Source organism: Alphaproteobacteria bacterium, from assembly GCA_033344895.1.
GTDB lineage: Bacteria > Pseudomonadota > Alphaproteobacteria > UBA8366 > Aestuariispiraceae > Pacificispira.
Genome location: JAWPMN010000001.1, coordinates 2180905 through 2203359 on the forward strand (window position 1 = coordinate 2180905; position 22455 = coordinate 2203359).

A 22455-nucleotide genomic window follows, 5' to 3' on the forward strand; every position below is an offset into this window, starting at 1 on the left:
CCTATTGCGGCGGCTCGGTCGCCGAGAACTCGATCGAGGCGATGAACAGGAAGAACAGGGCCAACATGACGTACATGACGCGCTTCTGCAGCTCGATATAGTGCAGGCCTTCGTCGGTGTAGTATTCGGCCTTCTTCTTGAACAGGGAGTCCTTGTGGCCGAATCTCGGAATGCCGGGCTTGAGATGCCGCCAGGCAAAAAATTGCAGCGCCACGCCGATGACACAGCACAGGGCCAACAGCCCAAGAATGGTCATCTGCGCCAGTTCGATGAGCCCGCTATCCATGGTCAGCGATTCGCACCGGGGACCCAAAGAACATCGGCCTTGCCGCCGTCATTCTCATAGCGTCCCAAAACGAAAAACAGGTCCGACAGCCGGTTCAGATACTTCACCGATTCCGGGTTGACCGTTTCCGCTTCGGCCAACGCAACGACAAGACGTTCCGCGCGGCGGGTCACCGTGCGGGCCAGATGCAGATAGGCCGCCGCCGGCGTTCCGCCCGGCAGAACGAAGCTCTTCAGCGGTTCCAGGGACGCGTTGTAGCGGTCGATCTCGTCCTCAAGGGCCTTCACCTGGCTGGCTTCGACGCGCAGGGCGCTGGAACGACGTTCCGTTCCCTCCGGCGTGCAAAGGTCGGCGCCCAGGTCAAAAAGGTCGTTCTGGATGCGTGACAGAAGGTCGTCGATCTCGCCCGTTGTGTGCTGACGCACCATGCCGATGGCGGCGTTGGCTTCGTCCACGGTTCCGTAGGCTTCGACCCGCAGATCGTGTTTGGCGCGGCGGGACCCGTCGCCCAGCGACGTCTGTCCCGCGTCGCCGCCGCGGGTATAGATCTTCGACAGTGTGACCAATGGTCAGCTCCCGCTGCGCAACAGACCCAGGGCAACCGCGAACATCGCCAGCGCGATCATCTGCGCCAGGATGCGATAGCGCATCAGGCGATTGCCCCATTTGTTGTTGAACTCGCCGCCGCGCGCCATGGCGATGATCCCGGTAAACAGGATTCCGACCGTTGCGACCATGGCGATGACCATCAGGATGATTGCAAATATTGTCATGTCGACTCATTTAGCTCGGTACGGGCCCTTCGGAAAGAGCCTAGCACGATGCGCGACACCCCGTCGCGATTTGGAATGGACAGGCGCTGGACAGCGTCCTGACCCCAATTGCTCACCCCGCCGCCGCGGGACCGGGGCGCGGCTTGTCCGGTGTAGCAGGGATCGGCGTCATGCCATATAGCCGCCCAGCATTGCGGTCACGCAACGATCCAGGCCTTCTTCGCAATACCCGCCGCCTTTCACGAAGACGGTCGGCAGGTCCAGGTCGGCAATCGCCCTCCCAATCCCCGGAAAATCGTCGAGAACCAGCTCGAACTTGCAGATGCTGTCCTTTTCGAAAGTGTCGACACCTGCCAGCACCACCAGTGCATCGGCGCCGAAATCGGTGATGGCCTGTTGCGCGCGGGCAAGCGCCGGGTCGAATTCCGACCAGGTCGTGCCGGGTGGAAGCGGGATGTTCAGGTTGCACCCCGCACCACGTCTGGTGCCGGTCTCATCCGCGAAGCCCGAGAAATAGGGATAGTCGTGCCGCGGGTCGCAATGGATCGAGACCGTCAGGACATCATCGCGTTCATAGAAGATCGCCTGGGTTCCATTGCAGTGATGGTAGTCGACATCGAGATACGCGATTTTGCCGACGCCTTCCCGGCACAGGGTTTCTATCGCCAGGCTCTCCGTCGCCAGGAAGCAGTATCCCCCGTAATAGTCATAGCCGGCATGATGCCCGCCGGGCCGGCTAAGGGCGAATACCGCTTCGCGGTCCGCGGCGAGGCGCCGTGCCGCATCCACCGCGACCTGGGCGGACCAGTAGGCGGCCTCCCAGGTGCCGGGGCCGATCGGTGTGCCGGTGTCGAATGCATAGTAGCTCAGCTTGCCTTCGATCGTCTCCGGCACCGCCTGCCGCATGCCGCGCTGGACGTTGGCCAGCGGCAGAGCCTCGCCGGCATCCCCATAGGCGCGCACCCATTCGTCCCAGGCGGTCTCCAGAAACGCGACATAAGCCGGGTCATGAACCCATCCGATCGGTGCCCTTCCATGATCGGCCGGGGTCAGTATCTCCGCATTCAGATCACGGCGCAGCGCATCCAGGACGATTTCGGCATTGCGCCAGGGCGAGGCCGTCTCCGTGACGACCCCGTTCACGATATCGAATTTCGGTCGATAGGCCTTATGCCGATCGCTGTAGACGGTCCGCATTGCCGGTTTCCATCACGAGACTGTCGGCCGACCATGCGCCGGGCCATACTTCCGGCTGATTTTCGCGCAGTTTCCGGACCTTTCCGACGGGAATATCCCGCGCGTGTAGGCGCGGACCCAGCGGATCGTCTTTCGGTGCTTCGCTGAACGGCCCGATTTCGGCGAACCGGCCGTCAAAGCCGAGATCCGCCTCGCAGGGGAGATAGACCGCCGCGCCGGACACGTTCGGGCGCGGGTCTTTCAGTGGCGTGGCGCCGATCGCGCCCACAACGGCGACCGTCGTCATCAGTTCGACCGCGCGTGCCTTTGCGCAACCGAAGACCCGGCTGTAGCCGGACAGCCGCTCTGTCATGGACGGGCAAAGGATCAGATCGAGGTCCGGTGCGGTCTGCGCCAGTTTGACCGAGAGCGCCGGCAATTCGATATCCAGGCAGGTGACGATGGCGCAGCGCAGACCATTCCAGTCGAACACCCGCATGCCGCTACCCGGGCGGATACCCCAGGAGGCAGGGTCCTTTTCCGGCGGCGTCATGCACAGTTTGGGCTGTATGAGAGGCCGGTCCCCGCCGACCGTGAACAGATGGGCGCCATTGTTGAACCCGCCCTTGCCGTCCGGAACCGGCCAGGTACCGGCCATGATGTCAATACCGTGCTTGTCCGCGATTTTCTGCGTGCCGTCGAGCAGGGCGTCCGCCGCCTCGGCCATGCGGGCCGGTTCCTTGCGGACATCGATATCCGGCCCGGCATAGGTCAGCCAGATTTCCGAGACATATTCCGGCACGACAAGCAGGTCGCTGCCGGAGTCCTTCGATTCTTTTGCAACGGTGTCCAGGCTGTCGAGCCATTCCGTCGGTCCGGAAAGCGTCCGGCCCATATTCGTTGCCCATAGGGTGATCGATACGGTCTCGGTCATGGTCTGGATCCTCAAATTGTGATCACAAACAGCCTAGACCCGTATCCCCGTGCGGGCAAATATCAATCGGCGCCTGCCTCGCGGGAGAGAGATTTCAGCGCTTCGAGGGCTGCGTCCGCATCCGGGGCGGGTACGAAAATATGGTCGTGAAAATACCCCGCGACTACATTGGCCGAGATTTCGTGCCGCGCCAGCGCATGCGCGAAGGCGGCCGTCAGACCGACCGCTTCCAGGCTTGAATGCACGCTCAGGGTTATGCGTCTGAACTGACGGGTATCGTTCAGGCCGGCCTGTCGGGCGGAGGTTTCGGACAGGATCAGCGTGTCGCCCTCGTCCTCCTGAAATCGCAGCAATGGCTTTTCCGCGATGACAAAATCGGAGGGAACCGACGCGAAGACATATGTCTGCGGATCCAGCGTCGGTTCCATCTCGACAATCAGTTTTCTCAGATCGCTCTCGCCGGTCATTGCCCTGATTCCGAAAATTGGCTGGATTCATGGCTACCGTCCCGTTTGGACATGGCCAAGCGAAAACTACCCGGCGAGAGCTGACCCGGCGACAACGGGTGGCCGCCTAGGTATTACAGATCACGACCTTCTGCTTCGAACATGCCACTGTCCGATCTGGAAAAGCCGCCTGATATACCGGGTTTTCAAACAGCCGCAGCAGCGAATCCCGGTCGGGATAGCTGCCGATTGCGATCAGGTCCCAATCTTCCTCCTCCCCCAGAAACGCACCGGCGCAGGGGGCGATCATCAGAAAATTCCCGCCGGCGTTCTGCATGGCAGGAATGCTGGTTTCGGCGTAGCGGTCGAACGCGGACTGGTCGCGAATCTTGAACAGGTTCAACAATGTGACGGGCTGATCTGAAGGACGGTCCAGTATCCGACGCCACTGTGCCTTGGTCGGGGCCGCGCCGTCGCTGCCGTCGCCGAATGCGGCGGCAAGGGCATCAATGTGACTTTCGATCGAAGTGGTTGCGTTCATGGTTGGCGCTCCGTATTTTTTTGACGCGTGTAAAATAATGAGAAATTGACAGATGTCAAAAAAATCAAAGGCTGAACGTACGAGGGAAGAAATCCTGGATGCTGCCTGGGCTTTGGTCTCGGCCCGGGGCGACGCTGTTTCGATGGCGGAGATCGCGACCGCTGCGGGCAGGACACGCCAGGCGGTCTATACGCATTTTCCGTCGCGCGGCGCGCTTTTGGTGGCGCTTGTCCGACATGCCGATTTTCGTTTCGATATCTGGGATGCCTTCGGCAACGCCATGGCGCAATCGAATGCCGATAGCCGTTTCGACGCCTGCCTGGATGCCTGGTTTGACTTCGTGCCCCGGATCCATCCCGTTGCCAGTGTCCTGATCCGGACACGCATGCAGGACGCGGATGCGGCCGCTGCCTGGACCGACCGCATGGACGCGCTACGCGCTTTCCTGGCTGAGTTGCTTGAAACCGTTCGGGCGGAAGGACGGCTTGACCCCGCATGGGAGGTTGCGGAGGCGTCGGACTACCTCTGGACCACGATATCGGTCCAGAGTTGGGACCTTCTGGTAAGCGACTGCAATTGGCCGCCGGAACGGGCGACGGCCAGACTGAAACAGGCCGCCCGCAAGGTCCTGCTGGCGCCGCCATGCGCCTGAAAAGCGAAACGCCCCGCCGAGAGGGCGGGGCGATCCGAAATTGGTTGGACTATTGCGCGATCAGCGCTCGACGCACATCGCGACACCCATGCCGCCGCCGATGCAAAGCGTGGCCAGGCCCTTTTTCGCATCCTGCTTGATCATCTCATGCAGCAATGTGACGAACACGCGGTTTCCGGATGCGCCGACCGGATGGCCCAGGGCGATGGCGCCGCCGTTGACGTTCACCTTCGACGGATCCCAGCCCATGTCCTTGTTGACCGCCAGGGCCTGTGCCGCGAAAGCCTCGTTGGCCTCGATCAGGTCCAGATCGTCCACGGACCATCCGGCCTTTTCCAGGGCCTTGCGTGACGCCGGGATCGGGCCGGTGCCCATGATCGCCGGATCGACGCCGGCCGTGGCCCAGGACACGATCCGCGCCAGCGGAGTAATGCCGCGCTTGGACGCCTCATCGGCGGTCATCAGGACGACCGTGGACGCGCCGTCATTGATGCCCGATGCGTTGCCCGCCGTCACTGTTCCTTCCTTGTCGAAGGCCGGGCGCAGCTTGGCCAGGTTGTCGATGGTCGTGCCGTGTTTGGGATACTCGTCCTCGGAGACGACGGTTTCACCCTTGCGTGTCTTGATCGTGACCGGCGCGATTTCGTCCTTGAACTTGCCGGCCTTTTGGGCGGCCTCGGCCTTGTTCTGGGAGGCGACGGCGAACTCGTCCTGCTCTTCGCGCGTCAACTGCCATTGACGGGCGACGTTTTCCGCCGTGTTGCCCATGTGATAGCCGTTGAAGGCGCACCAGAGGCCGTCCTTGATCATGGTGTCGACGAATTTCATGTCGCCCATTTTCTGGCCGTTGCGCAGATGCGCGCAATGGGGGGCCTGGCTCATGCTTTCCTGACCGCCCGCAACGACGATGCTGGCGTCGCCGGCCATGATCGACTGCATGCCAAGGGCAACAGCGCGCAGTCCGGAGCCGCAGAGCTGGTTCATCTGATAGGCGGTCTTCTCATAGGGAATTCCGGCGTCGATCGCCGCCTGGCGGGCCGGGTTCTGCCCGGTGCCGGCCGTCAGGATCTGCCCCAGGATCACTTCATCGACCTCTTCCGGCGCAACGCCTGCGCGGTTCAGGGCTTCCTTGATGGCAACCGTGCCGAGATAGGAGGCCGCAACGCCGCTCAACGCGCCGTTGAAGCTGCCGACGGGGGTGCGGGCCGCACTGGCAATAACGATATCGGTCATCTGGGGTTCCTCCTGTCAGACGTTGTTATGCCGCAAGCGTGCGGCCATCGAAGGCGCTGCCGCCCCCATTCGTCAACCATTGTTGCGCCGCACAATAAACCGGTGCATTGCGATGGATCAACCGTCCAATCCGGGCCGAACCGGCACTATGCCTTTGCCGGCGCGTCCGGATCGTCGAGAAACTCGGCCAGGGGGCGCCAAACCCGATCCGGCGCGCTACGCGCGGTGACCATGCCAATATGCCCTGCCCTGGGCGTGATCGCCATGCCCCGCGGCAGGGCATGCGCCAGCGCTGAGGCCGAGGCCGGCGGGACAATCCGGTCCGCAGCCGGAATGATGGACAGGGCGGGCTTGCGCCAGTTATCCGGCAGCACGGGCCGACCATCCACCCGCCACTGACCCTTGCCCGGCGTGTTCCGGCCATACCAGTGGGTGATGCATTCGCGGGCGACGGGCGCGGCCAGCGCAACCCCGTCGTTGAGCCAGTCCTCCAGCGCGACAAAGGCGGTCGCATTCTCATCGCATGGGTCCATCGCGGCAAAGGCGGCGAACTTGCGCAGGGCAAGAGTGGGGTCAAGCGCCGCGAAGAGGGTTTGCAGCATGTCGAGCGGCATCTCCCCCAGAACGGAGAGCGTCGGCTCCATGACAGGCATCAGGGCGGCCAGTCCTCGGGCCTGATCGGGGCGGTCAGCATGAAAATCCCAGGGAGTCGCCATCAGGACTAGGGCGTCGACATGGTCTTCAGCGCCCTGCGCCGCGGCGAGGGCCAGAAGTCCACCCATGCAATAGCCGATGGCCGCCGTAGAGGTGCCGGCATGTTCGGCGGCGACAACAAGGGCGCGTTGCAGACGGGCGACATAATGGCTCAACGTGAAATCCCGTTCGACGGCACCGGGCGAATCCCAGTCGACGAGAAAAACCGAATGGCCGCGTGCTGCCAGCCACCGGGCCAGACTGCGTTCCTCCCGGAGGTCCAGAATGTGGGCGCGGTTGACCAGCGACGGGATAAGGACCACGGGACGCCGGGTGCTACGTCCGGCGCGGAACGGTCGATAGTCCAGCAAACGCGTCGTGCCCTCCTGCCAAAGGACATCGGGGTCGGGGACCTGTCGGTGATAGGGGTGGGCGCGATAGGCCTGAATGCCGTCCAGCATCCGGCCGAGCCGTCGCCGCGCCTCAAGCTCTACCGCTAGCGTGAAGTCATTTTGACGGTTTGCCGCGTCTGGTTGACGCGCGCTTTGCGCTGCTCTTTTTTGCAGCCTTTCGGTCAGGTCCGCGGTCAGCGCGGACGCGTCCTTCGCCAGCCCCGGATTCCAGGCGATCGAGCCGTTCTTCAATGCGAGCGAGGCGGCGATCAAGCTGGTGTAGTATCCGCTCGCCGCCGTCAGATGGATCGGAAGCGGTCTTGGGCCGGGGCGGGGCTTCGGCGGTACTGTGTTCATGCTCTGGCCTGCCTTCGTCGGAAACCGGTCCGGGGTTCAGATTTCCGGCCCATGCTGCAGCGGCATTCTGAAAGGCAGCGGTCGGGTCGGACATCGCTGCCGGACCGCCGCCTGGAAACCCCTGGGTTGCCTGCTGCCACAGCGCCATGGACTCCTGAACTGACTTCGCAAGCGCCGGGTCGGCGGCCATCGCGGAAAGCTGATCCTGCCACAAATCCGCGAAACGCCGCGCCAGATCTGCAAAATCCTCGGGCCCGTCCGGCCCCCCGTTGCTGTTCTTGGTCCGTGTCATGATGCGGCGACTATAGACATAAAGCAGGGCTGGCGAAAACCGACATGCGCCTATTGCACCGCAGCGCGGACGGGTGCACACTTTGACCATAAGGAAGTCCGTCGCGCTCCGAAACGGGGGTGAAGCGTACGGTCAAGCGGGGTTTGGTAAGATGAACCAGGAAAAGCCGACAAGCGGCAAATCGTCCTCCGGTACGGAAGGCGATCCGATTACGATCAAGAAGTACGCGAACCGTCGTCTCTACAATACGGCGACCAGCAGCTACGTGACCCTGGATCATCTGTCCCAGATGGTACGCGAAGGTATCGAGTTCGCGGTCTATGATGCGAAGACCGGTGAAGACATCACGCGGGCCGTCCTGACGCAGATCATCGTCGAAGAGGAAAGCAAGAACGGCCAGAACCTGCTGCCGATCAGCTTTCTGCGCAGCCTGATCGGATACTACGGTGACAACATGCATCGCATGATGCTGCCGCAATATCTCGATTTCTCGATCCGCTCTTTCTCCGAAAATCAGGAGAAGATGCAGGACTACATGCAGGAGACATTCGGCTCGGTCTTCCCGTTCGGCTCGTTTGAGGAAATCGGCAAGCAGAACATGGCCATGCTGGAGCGCACCATGCAGATGTTCTCGCCGTTCGGCGGCGAAGGCGATGCGCCGGGAAAAACCGAAGGGAAGGCCCGGTCCGGCAGCGAAAAGGTCGAGGCGCTGGAGAAACAGGTCGAGGAAATGCAGAAGCAGCTGCGGGCCCTGAAGGAGGGCAAGTCCTGATCTGTCGGCGCACCGCCGGTCGTTTCAAAAAAAACTGAGGCAGATGCCGTAGCGGACCGTCACCGTTCCCCGGGGACGGTCAGGCCTTTTTGCCCTTGGCGTGCAGAGAGACGACATTCGTCGCACGTCCGGACCGCGCCGCGCCGCGTTTCGGCTTCTTGCCGACCCGCCATTCTGGTTCGACCTCCGGCTTCCCGAAATGCCAGCCCTGCAGATAATCTGCACCCTCTGTCGTCAGAATGTCGGCCTCTTCACCGGTTTCGATGCATTCCGCGACCGTCTGCAATCCGAACCCGTCCGCCAAACCCAGCAGGGTTCGGATGAACATCTGGTTTTCCCGGTTTGTCGCGACATCCGTCACGAAGGCGCCGTCGATCTTCACCACATCCACCGTCAGCGACTTCATGTGTCGGAAGGAGGTATAGCCGGACCCGAAATCGTCGAGCGCAACCTTGCAGCCCAGATCCCGGACGGAGCTGACGAAGCGCGCGGTTACGTCGAAGTCTTCCAATGCCGCGGTTTCGGTAATCTCGATCGTGAGCCGCTTGGCGATGTCGGGGCGTCCCTTGATCAGGCTGACCAGGGTTCGCAGCCAGGCCGGGTCGGTCACCGTCAGGCTGGAAACATTGACCGCCAGGCGGACCTCATTGTGGTTTCGCAGGTCGGTTACGGCGAGTTCGAGCGCCCGCAGGTCGAGCGGGCGGATCATGCCCAGTTTCTCGACCACCGGAATGAACTGGCCGGCGGAGACGATCTTGCCATCGTCGTCAATCATCCGGATCAGCGTCTCGTAATAGGCGATCTCCCGCGATCCGGCGTCGACGACAGGCTGATAGGCGAGGACAATGCGGCCCTCGTCCAGCGCTTTCATGACCTTCTCGCCCAACGCGATATTGGTGCGCTGACGCAGGCGCTGTTCTTCCGTTACCTGATAGGCGATGAAGCAGTTTCGTCCCTGGTTCTTCGCTTCCGAAAGGGCGCTTTCGGCGCCGGTCATGGCGTCCAGGGCGGTCCGGATGAAGCCCGGAATCTGCGTTCCGCCGACGGAAACAGTGATGTGAACGGGGCCGCTTGGTGTCTCGATCGGGCTCGATCGGAAGGAATCCAGAATTTTTTCCGCCGTGATCTGAAGCCCCTGTTCGTCACAATGGGACAGGACGCAGCCGAACCGGTCCCCGCCGATCCGGCCGATCACGTCGGTGACGCGCAGGCAGCGCTCGATCCGTTGCCCGACACCGATGATCACGGCGTCGGCGGTCTCGTGGCCATAGCCGTCATTGATCATCGACAGCTTATCGATCCCGATCGCCAGATAGCCGCCGGAAACCTTGTAGCGTTCATTATAGGACAGGGCGTTCTGCAGGGCCTCGCGCAGGCGGACCTTGTTCAGGTGGCCGGTCAGATCGTCGTAGTTCGCCCGGTGTTCCAGCAGGCTCTCCTGCTGCTTGCGGCCGGTAACGACGCGCAGTGTGCCATACATGCAGTCCGGCGCGCCGGACTTGTCGTAAACCGCGCCACCCCGGTCATGTACCCAGCAGAAGGCGCCGTCCTTGCGGCGGATGCGGTATTCACAGTCATAGGCCTTGCCGGTAGCGAAATGACGATTCAGCACCTGCAGACGCCGCGCCAGATCCTCGGGGTTGATGCGTTCCCCGAAGTTCTCACCGGTCAGGATTTCATCGAAGGAGGTGGTGCCGAGCGCGATCTTCGGATTTCCGAACCAGTCGATCCGGTCATCCTTCAGGTTCCAGCGATAACCCAGGTCGCCGGAAGCTCCCAGAGCCAGCCCGGCAAGTGTATCGGACTCCCGCGATTTCGACCCGTTCTTAGGCAACCGGGCACCCTCCTTAAGGACTGCATGAATGTATCACGCACACAAACAGAGGGCCTAGACCCTCTCACCCCCGAATATCTCCCGTCCTCAAGAACGACCCGATGGGACTGTGCCCCTATTCATAATTAATTTCAAGGTGTTATTGAGGTTTGTTCAAACTTTCCTGCATCGCTCGAAGGATTGGGCGACTACACGTGATGCGATATTTTTTATCGATCCTGGAGGTGGTGTGCCAGCCCGTTCGCTCCGATGGTTCGAGGATACTGGTCTGTTATACTTAATAAATCGTTACCGGGGTTGTGTGGGTCAGTATTCGGATACCGGGCATTTGCGGATGAAAGGAATTCCCTGTTGCGAGCCGGAACATTCCGGCGCACACTTCATATGTACACAAACAAAAATCAATAACAGGGTTTCGGGAGTATGGCCGTGATGGGGACATATCTAAGGCCGACAGACCTTGCGCAGGCACTACAGATTCTGAGCGCGGATTCAAACCGACGTATCGTTGCCGGGGGGACGGATCATTTCCCAGCCCGTGTTCAGCCGGGGCCGGCGGAGCCGGTGCTGGATGTCTCTAGGATCGAAGGGATGCGCGGCATTTCGATCCGGGACGACATTATCCGGATCGGGGCGAACACCACTTGGTCGGAAATCCGGGAATCGGACGCGCTTCCGGCGGCATTCGATGGGCTGAAGGCCGCCGCGGCGGAAGTTGGCGGGCGGCAGATTCAGAATCGCGGCACGGTCGCTGGCAATCTGTGCAACGCATCCCCCGCCGCAGATGGCATCCCGCCGCTCATGGCCCTGGACGCGACGGTCGTCCTGGCTGGATTGGACGGGGAGCGTCGCCTGCCGCTGTCGGCGTTTCTGACCGGTTACCGTCAGACCGCCCGGCACGCGACGGAGCTGGTCACCGGAATTGAGGTTCCTAAGCCCGCAGCCAATTCGCGCGGCGCCTTCCTGAAGCTTGGGGCGCGTCATTACCTGGTCATATCCATTGCAATGGTCGCTGGGGTTCTGGAGGTCGATGCGGCGGACCGGATTGCCGGCGCCGCGGTCTCCGTCGGCGCCTGCAGCGAGGTCGCCCGCCGACTGCCCGATCTGGAAGAGGCGCTGGTCGGCAGAGCCATCCGGGACGATCCCGCCGCTGTGGTCGATCCAGGTCATTTCGATCATCTGACCCCGATCGATGATCCCCGGGCCAGCGCCGACTACCGTCGGCAGGCGGCACAAATCCTGGTTCGTCGGCTGCTGACGGATCTGAGCACACGTTTCGATGCGAAGGAGGCGGCATGAGCGACGTCGCGCTGAAGGACACATTGTCCCTGACCGTGAACGGGGTGTCTCACCGGGTCTCCCAATCCGGCGAGACACGGCTGAGCCGCGTCCTGCGCGACGGTCTGGGCGTGCAGTCGGTAAAGATCGGCTGCGACGCCGGGGATTGCGGGGCTTGTACCGTGCTGCTGGATGGGGAGCAGGTCTGTGCCTGCCTGGTTCCGGCCGGACAGGCGGAGGGTGCGGAAATCGTCACGGCGGAGGCGGAAAACAATCCGATCCTCGACCGCCTTCGCGATGCGTTCGATCGGCATGGCGCGGCCCAATGCGGGATCTGTACACCCGGAATGATCATGGCGTCGGCGGCGCTTCTGTCGAAATCTCCGAACCCGCCGCGGCAGGAGGTCATGGACGCGCTCGGCGGGGTCCTGTGCCGCTGTACCGGATATACGAAGATTGTCGAAGCCGTTCTGGATACCGCCGGAAACGGGCCGGTTCCGGAAAACCCCGATTCTGGACATGCCGTCGGCAGCCGCATTACGCGTATGGATGCGAGCGGCAAGCTGACAGGCCGGGAGACCTACGGTGCCGACAAATGGCCGAACGGTTGTCTCAGCCTTCGTGTCGTGCGGTCTCCCCATGCCCATGCGCGGTTCACTTTGGGGGATTTTGCACCGCTTCATCAAAAATGGCCCGGCCTTGTTCGGGTGCTGACCGCAAAGGATATTCCGGGCCGAAACGGCTACGGCATCTATCCCCATATCAAGGATCAGCCGGTTCTGGCGGAAAACCGTGTGCTGTATCGCGGGGATGCGGTCCTGGCGCTGGTCGGCGACCGCGAAACGATCGAGCAGATACCGGATTCGGATATCCCGATCTCCTGGGAAGCCCTGCCTGCCGTCACGAATATGGAGATGGCAACAGCGGAGGATGCACCGGCACTGCATCCCGATCAGCCCGAGAAAAACACCCTGATCCGGGGCCGCGTCGTGCGCGGTGATGCCGAAGCGGGAATGACAGAAGCGGTTGCGACCTCGAACGGCCGGTTCCGCACCGCCTTCGTAGAGCACGCCTATATCGAGCCGGAGGCCGGTTACGCGGTTCGGATCGGTGACCGGATCGAAGTCTATGCGTCGACCCAGGCGCCTTATATGGACAAGGAGGAGGTCCGCGACGTTCTTGGCATAACCGACGCCGATGTTCGGATCGTGCCCGCGACCTGCGGTGGCGGTTTCGGGGGCAAGCTGGATGTCGGTGTTCAACCGATCCTGGCGGTCGCGGCCTGGCTCCTGAAAAGGCCGGTCGGAACGGTCTATTCACGGCCGGATTCCATGCGCGCAAGCACCAAGCGCCATCCCGCCCTGGTCGAGGCCAGTCTTGGGGCGGACGGGGATGGGCGTTTGACGTCCATGATCTTCCATGCCGATTTCGACACCGGATCCTATGCGTCCTGGGGGCCGACCGTGGCAGGGCGCGTGCCGGTCCATGCCACGGGGCCTTATCGGGTGCCGCATGTCCGGGCGACCAGCCGCGCCCTGCACAGCAACAACCCGCCTTCCGGCGCCTTCCGGGGATTCGGTGTGCCGCAGGGGGCGATCGCGGGCGAGACCCTGATGGACGATCTGGCGTTGAAGCTGGGCATCGATCCGTTGGAATTCCGGCTGATCAACGCCATCCGTCCAGGCGATACCACCGCCACCGGCCAGGTCATGGGCCCGTCCTCCGGACTGGCGGAATGTCTGGAGGCTGTTCGGCCGCATTGGCGGGCTTGGCGTGCGGCCGCGGAGGCTGCCAATGCCGGGGCGAAGGGACCAATCCGGACCGGTGTCGGCATCGGCTGCATGTGGTACGGCTGCGGGAACACCTCGATGTCGAATCCCTCGCGCATGCGGGTGACGGTTGACCGGGACGGTGTCTTCACCCTGTATAACGGCGCGGTCGATATCGGCCAGGGCAGCTATACGATCATGCCGCAGATCTGTGCCGACGCGCTGGGCGTTCCGGTTTCCCTGATCCGTCAGGTCACCGGGGATACGGACCTGACCTACGATGCCGGAAAGACCTCCGCGTCCCGGCAGACACTGGTTTCCGGCCGCGCGGCACAGGCCGCCGGCGCGGCCCTTCGCGCCGAAATCCTGAAGCGCGGCAATGCAGGGCCGGAGGCCAGAATCGTCGCCGACGGCGCCGTGTTGCGGATCGAGGAATCGGATGGCGCGGTCCGCCATCTGGACCTGCGAGACCTGCCTGAGGGACCGTCCGGTGCCGTGCTGGAAGGCGAGGGCACCTACGACCCCCCTACCACGGCGCTCGATCACGACGGGCAGGGCATTCCCTATATCTCCTACGGCTTCGCGGCGCAGATTGCGGAGGTCTCGGTCGATATCGAGCTGGGGACGGTCAAGGTCCGCCGCATGGTGGCGGCGCATGATGTCGGCCGCGCGGTCAATCCGACGCTGGTCGAAGGGCAGATTCACGGTGGTATCGCTCAGGGGCTGGGCCTGGCGCTGATGGAGGAATATCTACCGGGTCGTACGGAAAACCTGCACGATTATCTGATCCCTACCTTCGGCGACATGCCCGACATCGAGTGCATTCTGGTCGAAGTCGAAGATCCGGAAGGGCCCTTCGGCGCGAAGGGGATCGGTGAGCCCGCGCTGATTCCGACGGCGCCGGCCATTCTGGGGGGCATTCGTCACGCGACGGGGGCACGCATTACCCGGGTTCCGGCCCTGCCGCACCGGGTTCTGGACGCGATCCGGGAGGCCTCGAAATGACGGAAACGCGTGTTGCCCCGGCGGTAGAGGCCGCCCCGGTCGACCCGAAGGAAAAGGATGCGGATATCGTCCGCTGCGACGCCTGTCCGGTCCTGTGCCGCATTCGCGAGGGGCGCAGCGGCGCCTGCGACCGCTACGCCAATGAAGGCGGGGTCCTGGTCCGTACCGACCCGCTGGTGCTGATGGGAAAGACGGTCGAGAACGAAACCGGCGAACTGGTCCCCTTTCTGAAGGATGGGGAAAACTGGTCCGGTAAGCTGACCGCCGACGCGCCGGTCTTTGTTTCGGGTATCGGTGCGACGACGACCTATCCGGACTACAAGCCGGCCCCCTTCATCGTCGGCAGCCGCTGGCAGGGGGTCGATACCGTCACCGTCGTCACCGAGGGAATTTTCAGCTACTGCTCCGTCAAGGTGAAGATCGATACCGACCGTCATCTCGGTCCGGAACAGGCCAGCGTCCTGTGCAATGGAGAACCCGTCGGCCATGTCACAACGGCGGAATACGGCTCTCAGATGCTGTCCCTCGGGGGCGTGCGACACCTGACCGGCGGTTCCAAGAAGGAAGGCGTCGTGACCTGCGCCACCATGCTGTCGCTCTGCAACAAGGACGCGGTCGAACTGGAAATCGAAGGCGGCGCAAAGGTGGTTGTGCAGGCCGGCAAAGCGCCGATCGTCGATGGCGAGGCCGAAGAGCGCATGCGCGTCGGCTGCGGTTCCGCGACCATCGGCATCTTCGCCCAGCAATGGCACGGTCATGTCGATGAAGTCATCGTCGTCGACGATCACATCACCGGGGTCTTGAGCGAGCATCAGGCCGGGGCCTATCTGGACATGAAACCCGCAGGCATCCGGGTGCGCGGGCGGAAATCGACCCCCGGTCGGTACTTTCAGGTCGCGGCGCCGGGATCCGGCTGGGGGGGGACGGATATCACCGACCCGCTGTCGATCATCCAGAAGATCGATCCAAAGACCGCCTGGCCCGGTCTGCGCCTGCTGATGGTCAGTACGACCGGCGAGGATGCGATCTATTGCGAACTGGACGGGGACCTGACCCCGGTTCCGAAGGAAATGCCGGGGCCCCTGCAGATTGTCGTCGACCGGATTGCGGAGAATTGCGAACCCGCCCTGTGCTCGGTCGCCTTCGTTGCCGGGGCCGGCGGCAGTCTGCGCGCCGGTGTCACTGAAAATCCGGTCCGACTGACGCGCTCGGTACGCGATGCGCTTACCCGGGTCACGATGGGCGGTGCCCCCTGCTACGTCTGGCCCGGTGGCGGGATCACGGTTATGGTCGACGTCATGAGGATGCCAGACAACAGTTTCGGCTCTGTGCCCACACCGGCGCTGGTGGCGCCGCTGGAATTCACTCTGCCGCGCGACGACTTTGCGCGGCTGGGCGGTCATACCGGGTCGATCGTGCCGCTGGCCGATCTGACGGATGGCCGGGTCGCCCTGCGTGCCGAGACCTGGCCCGCGACCAATCCCTGGCCGATTGGAGGCGATTGACGTCATGACCGGTCCTGCCGCGGCACGGCTAGACGGCAACAGACTGCATCTGCAACACGGACCGATCGACCTGATCGCGGAGGCGATCGGCGACGCGGGTGCGGTGGAAGCCGCCTACGCCGCCGCAGAGGCCTGTTTTGCGGATCTGCTCGACATGCTGGTGTCCGAACTGCCGGTCTTGCGGCAGGCGAAAGGACCCGCGCCGTCCGGCCCGGTTGCGCGGCGCATGCACCGCGCGGTGAATGCCCTGCCCGGTGATGCCTTCGTGACCCCCATGGCAGCCGTGGCCGGAGCGGTTGCGGACCACGTGCTGGAGGCCATGACCGGTGCAGCCGGTCTGGCAAAGGCCTATGTCAATGATGGCGGCGACATTGCCTTCCATCTGACCCCGGGCCAGGTCATGGAAATCGGCCTGATCTCCGATCTGGAACGCGGGACGGCGGGCGGGCGCCTGAAGATCGATGCCGCCAGCCCGGTGCGCGGCGTGGCCACAAGCGGCCGGGCCGGCCGATCCCATTCCCTTGGTATTGCGGATGCGGTGACGGTGCTTGCGCGCGATGCGGCCAGTGCCGATGCAGCGGCTACCATGATTGCCAGCGCCGTCGACATCGATCACCCCGCCATCGAACGCAAACCGGCCAGTGCGCTGGACCCGGACAGCGATCTGGGGGATCGTCCGGTCACCGTCGCCGTCGGCCATATGCGGATGGATGCCGTGGCCCGGGCGCTGGACAGCGGGGTCAGCCGCGCCGAGTCCTATCGCCGCGAAGGCGCCATCGAAGATGCAATCCTGTTTCTACGCGGGGAAAGCCGAATCGTCGGTGCGATGAGCGCGCTGGCGCCGCCCGCCCTGAACTTTCCCGACTGACCACTTAAACCGAAAAACCAAGTGCCCGAGGAAACCGCCATGAGCTTCGACGTCGCCATCCGTAAACTGGTTACCCATCGCGAGGAGATCCGCCACGAATTCGGCCCGACGCCGGATCGCCCGGTCGCCGTGGCCTGGTCCGCCGCCATCATCGCCAACCCCTATGCCGGCGGCTATGTCGAGGATGTGCAGGCAGGCATGGAGCCCCTGAAGCCGTTGGGCGACGAGATGGCAGCGGCACTGTTGAAGGCGCTGGACTGCCCGGCGGACCGGGTCGAGGCCTATGGCAAGGGCTCGCTAGTCGGGATCGACGGGGAACTGGAGCACGGGGCGCTGTGGCATGTGCCGGGCGGTTATGCGATGCGCCGTCTGCTGGGCGATGCCAAGGCCATCGTGCCGTCGTCCAAGAAGGTCGGTGTTGCGGGAACCAGCCTCGACGTGCCGATCCACCACATCAACGCCGCCTATGTCCGCAGCCACTTCTCCACCGTCACCGTTCAGGTCGCGGACGCCCCGCGCGCGAAGGAACTGATGTTCGTTCTTGCCATGACCGACGGCGGCCGCATCCACGCCCGCATGGGCGGCCTGACCCAGGACCAGATCTCGGTCGGCGACGGCCAGAGGTAGTGTCCGGTTGTGGCGCTCCCGTCATTTGCTACATTCCCCTTCTGAGAGAGGGGGGCATTCATGTATCGATCTTTGGCTGCAGTCCTTTTGGGCTGTATCATCACCGCGGGATGCCAGTCGACCGGGGGGCCGGATAGCGGGGCGTCTCTGATAGGCAGTGGACCGGTCACACTGTCCTTGGACGTTCAGAAGAAGCTTCAGAGATATATGACTGCGAAGGTGCCTATGGGTTTCGCGGTCACGGAGGATGGCTCCGACGCCAATGGCGTGACCTGCTTGCTCAAGACGAACCTGGCCTGCAGGGGGCTGGTAGCAATTGACATCGTCCATCATTGCGAACGGGAAACCGGCAAGCGATGCCTCATTTACGCACTTGGACGGGACATTGTTTGGGGAACCAATTCTCAGCGTCGCATCAGTGTGCCTACAGCCGAAGACATGGAAAGCGACCATGCGAGGTATCGTTACCTGGATGTAATCTGGGGGGGCGAAGAGGGCGTCGGCAACATCCGTATTGACCCGGAAAGAGAAGCAATGCGCTTGGAGCTGGTGACAACGTCTCGTGGCGCTTGTCTTGGCGAGTTGAACCGCGCCGACGCCGGGAGAAGCGGCTCTTGGGGCGTCATTTGTCGGGACGGCCTGATCGCAACCGGAAAGATTGAGGCCGGGAAGGACGTCGAGCCACTTTCTGCAGTCGGCAGTGACAGGGAAGGGCGCAACGTCAGTTTTGTGGTAGCTGAGGACGGTTAGCCGCAAAACATTGAACTGCCCCGACCTTGACGTCGATCGTTGTCACTCCTCCCGCCCGGTGGCGCGGCAGAGGAGGATGTAGAGTTTGCCGACATCCGAGGTGAGGAAGGTGGAGTGCAGCAGGTGCTCCGGGTCGGTGATCTCGCTTTCGGACAGCAGGCGGTCGAACTGGTCGATGTAGCGCAGCACGTATTTCCGGGCGTCCGGGTCGTGGCGGATCTTGTCCATGACCGTCTTGACGATGGAGGCCTGACGGGTGCGCAGCAGGGTCCGGGTGAAGACGGTCCGGTCGCCCTTCACATAACGCCGCCAGTCCGCTTCGGGCACTTCGCCCTGCAGCACGCGGGTCAGGTCGATGGAGATCGAATTCAGTTCCTCGACGATGTAGCGCGCGGTCTTCAGGAACAGGTCGCGGCGCTGTTCCTCCTCCTGAAGCTTGATCTGTTCCGACTGTTCCTCGGCGCGCAGCGAAGCCTCGGTCAGGCGCTCGACCTGGCCCTGGAACTTCTCTGCGGCGCGCGACGAGCGAACTTCGGATTCGTCGACGGCCTTCATCATCTGCTGCGTCCGTTCGGACAGGGTGTCGACGAGGTCCTTCAACTGTCCCTTGGAGGCCCCCGCCGCCCGTTCCAGCGCCGAGACCTGCTCGCTGAGCGTCCGGCCGACCAGGGCCAGTTGCTGGTTCGCGAGATCGCCGGCCGCGGCGATGTCGCCGGACTGGGTGCGCAACATCTCGATCAGGGCGCGGACGCGCTCCGCGGTCAGTTCGGTCCGTTCCTCGACCCCCTCCGCCTGCTGCGCGAAGGCATCGGAAATCAGTTGCAGCGAGCGTGATGCGGCCTCGGCCGCACCGGTCAGCGCGTCGGCCTGACGCTTCAGCGCTTCGCGATTGTCGGCGATCTGCATTCCGGCCTGCACCGAAGCGGTGGTGAGCTGTTCGGCCTGGTTGTGGAAGGTCTGACCGACCTGCTCCAGCAGGGTCAGCGCCGTCTGCGTCGCCTGGCGCATCTCGCCGGTCTCGCTGCGGAACAGACCGCCGGCCTCTGTCAGGCGGCGGGAGACCTCGTCGGTGATCGCCGCCATATCCTCGACCCGCGCCTGCAGCATCCGGTCCAGTTCGCCGCCCTTCTCGACGGCGGTGCGCGACGCTTCAAGCAGGGTTGCCGCCTGGCTTTCCGCGTGATTGTCCAGCGCTTCGCGCTGTTCTGCCATTTGAATCGCCAGCGCCCGCAGCGCCTCCGCATCGGCGGCCAGCCGTTCGCGGATTGCGATCGCGTCGCCACTCGCCTTGTCCGTAACCCGTTCCAACTCCGACGTCTCGTGCTGCAGACCGTGCCGGATTTCGCGAATCTGGCCCGTGGCCCGATCGGCCGCCTCGCGCAAGGCGTTGGAATTCTTGGTCAGCACTTCGCCTAGCTGCTGGGCGTGGCTGGCCGACCAGTCGGCGGCCTCGCGCAGGGAATGGCTCTGCTTCTTCAGCATTTCGACCATGCCGCGGGTCTGTGCAATCGCCGGGTCGAACGTATCGTCCAGGGTCTCCATGCCTTCCGCCATGGCGTCCTTGATTGCCGACAGGCGCTGGGCCAGCAGGCTTTCGATCTCCTTGGCCTGCTTGGCGGTGGCCTCCGACGCCGCGGTCAGTTCGCCGGCCTGTTGACGCAAGGAAGCGCGGATCGATTCCGACCGGGCAGCCGCCAGATCGCTCGCCTTGGCGATCTCACCCGCTTGTTCGCGCAGTGCGACCCCCATTTCCCGCAGTTGCGCGGTCGCCTGTTCGGATGTCGCCGCAAGGCCCTTGCGCTGCCGGTCGCTTTCCGCGTTCACCGCGTCGGCCTGTTCCGCCAGAGCGGCAATCAGGGCCGTGAACTCCTCCATCTGGCGGGCGACGGAACTGCGAACGGTGTCAGAATGGGTCGCCAGACCGTCGGTCGTTTTGGTCAGGTCTTCCGACTGCTGTCGCAATGACAGGGTGATTTCCTCGATCTGCTGTTCGGTGCGCTGAAGCGCCTTGTCCAGATCGGCCTTCGCCGTGCCGACGCTCTCGTCCAGACGGCTGCCGAAGCGGGCGGCGGTCTCGTCCGTCGAATCGGCGATGCCGTCGACGCGGTCGGTGGCCCGGTTCAGGCTTTCGGTCATGCCTTCGTCCAGGCGGGCCAGCGATTGGGCGACGGATTCCTCCAGCAGGCCGGCCTGCCGGGTCAGGATCTCGCTCAACTGCGTGATGCGGCTTTCGCTGCGGTCCGCGAACCCGGTCATCTCCAGGGTCTGCCGCTCGAAGGCATCCTTCAGGCGGGCGCCGATCCGGTCGACCTCTTCCTTCAGATTGCGTGCAATGGCGGACGCGCTCTCCCGGGCGTTGTCGGACGCGTCGCCCAGTGCCTTGATGCTGCCGTCCAGGGTGTCGCGGGCGCCGGCGCTCTGCTTCTCCGCAACGGATGTCGCATGGGTCAGCCGGTCGGTGTAATCCTGGAACAGATCGCCGATGCTGCGGATTTCCTCGGCCGCCCGTTCCGACGCAGCGACCGTGTCCGAGGCTTGAATCTTCAGCGATGCGGTGACCGAATCCGTGGTTTCCAGGACGTTGGTCGCCGCCTTCATCAGCGTTTCCGACTGGGTCTCGACGGATTCCTCGATCTCGCGCCGGTGTCGCTCCATGCGGTCCGCGACGCTTTCCAGGCGATCTGCCTGTGCGGACAGCCCCTTGCGCATGTCGCTGGCCTTGTCCTCGGCCCGGTGAGCGGCGGAATCCAGCAGGTCCGTAGTCTCCCGCAGTGCATCCGCCAGGTCGCCCAGATTGGCGATCGCCACATCGCCGGCCTGGGTCAGTCGGTCCGCCTGATCGCGCAGCATGTCGGCGACGCGCCGCACCCGCAGATCGTTCTGTTCCACCGGGACGGTCAGCAGGTCCATCTGCCGGCGCAGCATTTCCGTATGGATGCGGACATCCTCGGACCGCCGGATGTAGAGAGCGAATATCCAGAACAGAATCAGCGGGAAGACGAACCCGGTGGCAATCGCCCCGATCTCATGGGGCAGCAGGACGTCGATCAATTGCAGACCGCCGAGCTCCTGAAGGTAGCTGCCGGCCATCGCGATCCAGCCGACGGTTACGATCGCCGCCGCCAGCCCGACGATCCGCGAGCGGCGCTGGGCCTTGTCGGCCAGACGCTGGACATCCTCCGGTACGGCCGAATCCCCGAACCGCCTGCCGCCCGGGAAGCGGGCCACCTTGGCTCGGCCGGGAGCGTTTGCATTGGCGGCGGCGCGGTCCTTGTCGTCGCTCATCAGCGAATGTGATCCTTACGAAACAGCGAATAAGTCCTCAGAATCGGCGATTCTTCACAGATTGCCATAAAAAACCACCATACCCGACCCGTGGGACCGGCACCATCCGCCAGGGTAAAAAGGGCATTTCCGCGATTGTTCCAACCGCCGCCGCACACTATTCTGCGGCCTCGCAACTACATTCAGTCCGACCAGCCGCCCGCGCCGTCCCCGCCGCCGGAAAGCCAGAGGAGCGCCCGCCGCCATGCGCACGCATAAAGACTTTCCCTCCCTGCACATCGTCGATCATCCGCTGGTGCAGCACAAACTGACATTCCTTCGGAAGAAGGACACGCCGACGAACATGTTCCGGACCCTTCTGAAGGAAATCGCCCTTCTGATGGGTTACGAGATCACCCGTAACGTGCCCCTGACCAAGGTCGACATCGAAACGCCGCTGCAGGATATGCGTGCGCCGGTTCTGGCGGGTCGGAAGCCGGCGATCGTACCGGTGCTGCGGGCCGGGCTGGGCATGGTCGACGGATTGCTGGAACTGATGCCATCGGCGCGGATCGGGCATATCGGCGTCTATCGCGATCCGGATACCAAGATGCCGGAAGAGTACTACGTGAATCTGCCGGAGCCGGGCGGCCGCCTCTTCATCCTGTGCGACCCGATGCTGGCGACCGGCAATTCCGCCGCCCATGCGGTGAAAGTACTGGTCGATCGCGGCGTGGAGGAACAGAACATCCGCTTCCTGTCGCTTGTGGCCGCCCCGGAAGGAATGCGGGTCTTCGCCGATGCCCATCCCGGCGTCGCGGTCTATACGGCGTCTCTGGACGAGAAGCTGAATGAGAAGGCCTACATCATTCCCGGCCTGGGCGATGCGGGGGATCGGCTGTTCGGAACCCGCTGACCGGTCCTTTTCGTCGCGTATTCGTGACTTAAATCTTTCCCGGAACGGCGGCACACTGCGGGCCGCAACTTGTGTCATCAGGGAGGAAAGTC

General features: G+C 63.4%; 20 protein-coding genes. 9 read left to right on the forward strand and 11 right to left on the reverse strand.

Going from position 1 to position 22455, the window contains the following annotated elements; all coding sequences use genetic code 11:
• Position 1: 1 nt before the first annotated feature.
• From R8L07_10660 to R8L07_10690, 7 genes are all read right to left on the reverse strand, one after another.
• Positions 2–286: a hypothetical protein gene (locus tag R8L07_10660; GenBank protein MDW3205989.1), complete on the reverse strand. Its 285-nt coding sequence runs from the start codon at positions 284–286 to the stop codon at positions 2–4.
• Positions 287–288: 2 nt separating this feature from the next.
• Positions 289–852 (reverse strand): cob(I)yrinic acid a,c-diamide adenosyltransferase, encoded by a 564-nt coding sequence (locus tag R8L07_10665; protein MDW3205990.1) that lies wholly within the window; start codon positions 850–852, stop codon positions 289–291.
• 3 nt (positions 853–855) lie between these two features.
• Entirely contained in the window at positions 856–1059 is a 204-nt protein-coding gene (locus tag R8L07_10670) for a twin transmembrane helix small protein (GenBank protein MDW3205991.1), read from the reverse strand.
• A 168-nt stretch (positions 1060–1227) separates the two neighbouring features.
• Complete coding sequence (locus R8L07_10675; protein ID MDW3205992.1) at positions 1228–2256, reverse strand: histone deacetylase family protein; 1029 nt, start codon at positions 2254–2256, stop codon at positions 1228–1230.
• Positions 2228–3169: a nitrilase gene (locus tag R8L07_10680; GenBank protein MDW3205993.1), complete on the reverse strand. Its 942-nt coding sequence runs from the start codon at positions 3167–3169 to the stop codon at positions 2228–2230. Before R8L07_10680 ends, R8L07_10675 begins: the two co-directional genes overlap by 29 nt.
• 62 nt (positions 3170–3231) lie before the next feature.
• Positions 3232–3636 (reverse strand): ACT domain-containing protein, encoded by a 405-nt coding sequence (locus tag R8L07_10685; GenBank protein ID MDW3205994.1) that lies wholly within the window; start codon positions 3634–3636, stop codon positions 3232–3234.
• Between the two features lie 106 nt (positions 3637–3742).
• Positions 3743–4156: a DUF1330 domain-containing protein gene (locus R8L07_10690; protein MDW3205995.1), complete on the reverse strand. Its 414-nt coding sequence runs from the start codon at positions 4154–4156 to the stop codon at positions 3743–3745.
• Between the two features lie 52 nt (positions 4157–4208).
• On the opposite strand from R8L07_10690, the gene R8L07_10695 reads away from it, so the two are divergent.
• On the forward strand, positions 4209–4808 hold the full coding sequence (locus tag R8L07_10695) for a TetR family transcriptional regulator (protein ID MDW3205996.1): 600 nt from the start codon (positions 4209–4211) through the stop codon (positions 4806–4808).
• A gap of 60 nt (positions 4809–4868) precedes the next feature.
• On the opposite strand, the gene R8L07_10700 is transcribed toward R8L07_10695, so the two are convergent.
• Together R8L07_10700 and R8L07_10705 are read right to left on the reverse strand one after the other, a co-directional pair.
• Entirely contained in the window at positions 4869–6041 is a 1173-nt protein-coding gene (locus tag R8L07_10700) for an acetyl-CoA C-acetyltransferase (GenBank protein MDW3205997.1), read from the reverse strand.
• A gap of 146 nt (positions 6042–6187) precedes the next feature.
• Positions 6188–7483, reverse strand: a complete 1296-nt coding sequence (locus tag R8L07_10705) for an alpha/beta fold hydrolase (protein MDW3205998.1) — start codon at positions 7481–7483, stop codon at positions 6188–6190.
• Positions 7484–7926: 443 nt separating this feature from the next.
• On the opposite strand from R8L07_10705, the gene phaR reads away from it, so the two are divergent.
• Positions 7927–8547, forward strand: coding sequence for a polyhydroxyalkanoate synthesis repressor PhaR (phaR, locus tag R8L07_10710; protein ID MDW3205999.1), 621 nt, complete (start codon positions 7927–7929; stop codon positions 8545–8547).
• Positions 8548–8626: 79 nt separating this feature from the next.
• Here the strand turns inward: phaR and R8L07_10715 are convergent, their stop codons facing one another.
• Positions 8627–10381 carry an EAL domain-containing protein gene (locus R8L07_10715; protein ID MDW3206000.1) on the reverse strand — a complete coding sequence of 585 codons (1755 nt, stop codon included), beginning with the start codon at positions 10379–10381 and terminating at the stop codon, positions 8627–8629.
• 432 nt (positions 10382–10813) lie between these two features.
• Between R8L07_10715 and R8L07_10720 the strand changes: the two genes are divergently transcribed.
• The 6 genes from R8L07_10720 (at position 10814) to R8L07_10745 (ending at position 18183) form a co-directional block, all read left to right on the forward strand.
• Positions 10814–11680, forward strand: coding sequence for an FAD binding domain-containing protein (locus tag R8L07_10720; GenBank protein MDW3206001.1), 867 nt, complete (start codon positions 10814–10816; stop codon positions 11678–11680).
• On the forward strand, positions 11677–14433 hold the full coding sequence (locus R8L07_10725) for a molybdopterin cofactor-binding domain-containing protein (protein ID MDW3206002.1): 2757 nt from the start codon (positions 11677–11679) through the stop codon (positions 14431–14433). The genes R8L07_10720 and R8L07_10725 overlap by 4 nt, the downstream gene beginning before the upstream one ends.
• Positions 14430–15938: a 6-hydroxynicotinate reductase gene (locus R8L07_10730; protein MDW3206003.1), complete on the forward strand. Its 1509-nt coding sequence runs from the start codon at positions 14430–14432 to the stop codon at positions 15936–15938. Before R8L07_10725 ends, R8L07_10730 begins: the two co-directional genes overlap by 4 nt.
• Positions 15939–15942: 4 nt before the next feature.
• Complete coding sequence (locus tag R8L07_10735; GenBank protein ID MDW3206004.1) at positions 15943–16806, forward strand: UPF0280 family protein; 864 nt, start codon at positions 15943–15945, stop codon at positions 16804–16806.
• Between the two features lie 39 nt (positions 16807–16845).
• Complete coding sequence (locus R8L07_10740; GenBank protein ID MDW3206005.1) at positions 16846–17433, forward strand: amino acid synthesis family protein; 588 nt, start codon at positions 16846–16848, stop codon at positions 17431–17433.
• Between the two features lie 225 nt (positions 17434–17658).
• Positions 17659–18183, forward strand: a complete 525-nt coding sequence (locus R8L07_10745; GenBank protein ID MDW3206006.1) for a hypothetical protein — start codon at positions 17659–17661, stop codon at positions 18181–18183.
• 42 nt (positions 18184–18225) lie between these two features.
• Here R8L07_10745 and R8L07_10750 read toward each other — a convergent pair whose 3' ends face one another.
• Complete coding sequence (locus R8L07_10750; protein MDW3206007.1) at positions 18226–21468, reverse strand: hypothetical protein; 3243 nt, start codon at positions 21466–21468, stop codon at positions 18226–18228.
• Positions 21469–21712: 244 nt separating this feature from the next.
• On the opposite strand from R8L07_10750, the gene upp reads away from it, so the two are divergent.
• Positions 21713–22363: a uracil phosphoribosyltransferase gene (gene upp / locus R8L07_10755; GenBank protein ID MDW3206008.1), complete on the forward strand. Its 651-nt coding sequence runs from the start codon at positions 21713–21715 to the stop codon at positions 22361–22363.
• The last annotated feature ends 92 nt before the right edge of the window (positions 22364–22455 follow it).

Coding starts and splice junctions, on each gene's coding strand:
- R8L07_10725 (MDW3206002.1), top strand. CDS start 11,677: ATGAGCGACGTCGCGCTGAAGGACACATTGTCCCTGACCGTGAACGGG.
- R8L07_10720 (MDW3206001.1), top strand. CDS start 10,814: ATGGGGACATATCTAAGGCCGACAGACCTTGCGCAGGCACTACAGATT.
- R8L07_10685 (MDW3205994.1), bottom strand. CDS start 3,636: ATGACCGGCGAGAGCGATCTGAGAAAACTGATTGTCGAGATGGAACCG.
- R8L07_10735 (MDW3206004.1), top strand. CDS start 15,943: ATGACCGGTCCTGCCGCGGCACGGCTAGACGGCAACAGACTGCATCTG.
- R8L07_10740 (MDW3206005.1), top strand. CDS start 16,846: ATGAGCTTCGACGTCGCCATCCGTAAACTGGTTACCCATCGCGAGGAG.
- R8L07_10700 (MDW3205997.1), bottom strand. CDS start 6,041: ATGACCGATATCGTTATTGCCAGTGCGGCCCGCACCCCCGTCGGCAGC.
- R8L07_10750 (MDW3206007.1), bottom strand. CDS start 21,468: ATGAGCGACGACAAGGACCGCGCCGCCGCCAATGCAAACGCTCCCGGC.
- R8L07_10695 (MDW3205996.1), top strand. CDS start 4,209: ATGTCAAAAAAATCAAAGGCTGAACGTACGAGGGAAGAAATCCTGGAT.
- R8L07_10730 (MDW3206003.1), top strand. CDS start 14,430: ATGACGGAAACGCGTGTTGCCCCGGCGGTAGAGGCCGCCCCGGTCGAC.
- R8L07_10705 (MDW3205998.1), bottom strand. CDS start 7,483: ATGAACACAGTACCGCCGAAGCCCCGCCCCGGCCCAAGACCGCTTCCG.
- R8L07_10660 (MDW3205989.1), bottom strand. CDS start 286: ATGGATAGCGGGCTCATCGAACTGGCGCAGATGACCATTCTTGGGCTG.
- R8L07_10675 (MDW3205992.1), bottom strand. CDS start 2,256: ATGCGGACCGTCTACAGCGATCGGCATAAGGCCTATCGACCGAAATTC.
- R8L07_10745 (MDW3206006.1), top strand. CDS start 17,659: ATGGGTTTCGCGGTCACGGAGGATGGCTCCGACGCCAATGGCGTGACC.
- R8L07_10670 (MDW3205991.1), bottom strand. CDS start 1,059: ATGACAATATTTGCAATCATCCTGATGGTCATCGCCATGGTCGCAACG.
- upp (MDW3206008.1), top strand. CDS start 21,713: ATGCGCACGCATAAAGACTTTCCCTCCCTGCACATCGTCGATCATCCG.
- phaR (MDW3205999.1), top strand. CDS start 7,927: ATGAACCAGGAAAAGCCGACAAGCGGCAAATCGTCCTCCGGTACGGAA.
- R8L07_10690 (MDW3205995.1), bottom strand. CDS start 4,156: ATGAACGCAACCACTTCGATCGAAAGTCACATTGATGCCCTTGCCGCC.
- R8L07_10680 (MDW3205993.1), bottom strand. CDS start 3,169: ATGACCGAGACCGTATCGATCACCCTATGGGCAACGAATATGGGCCGG.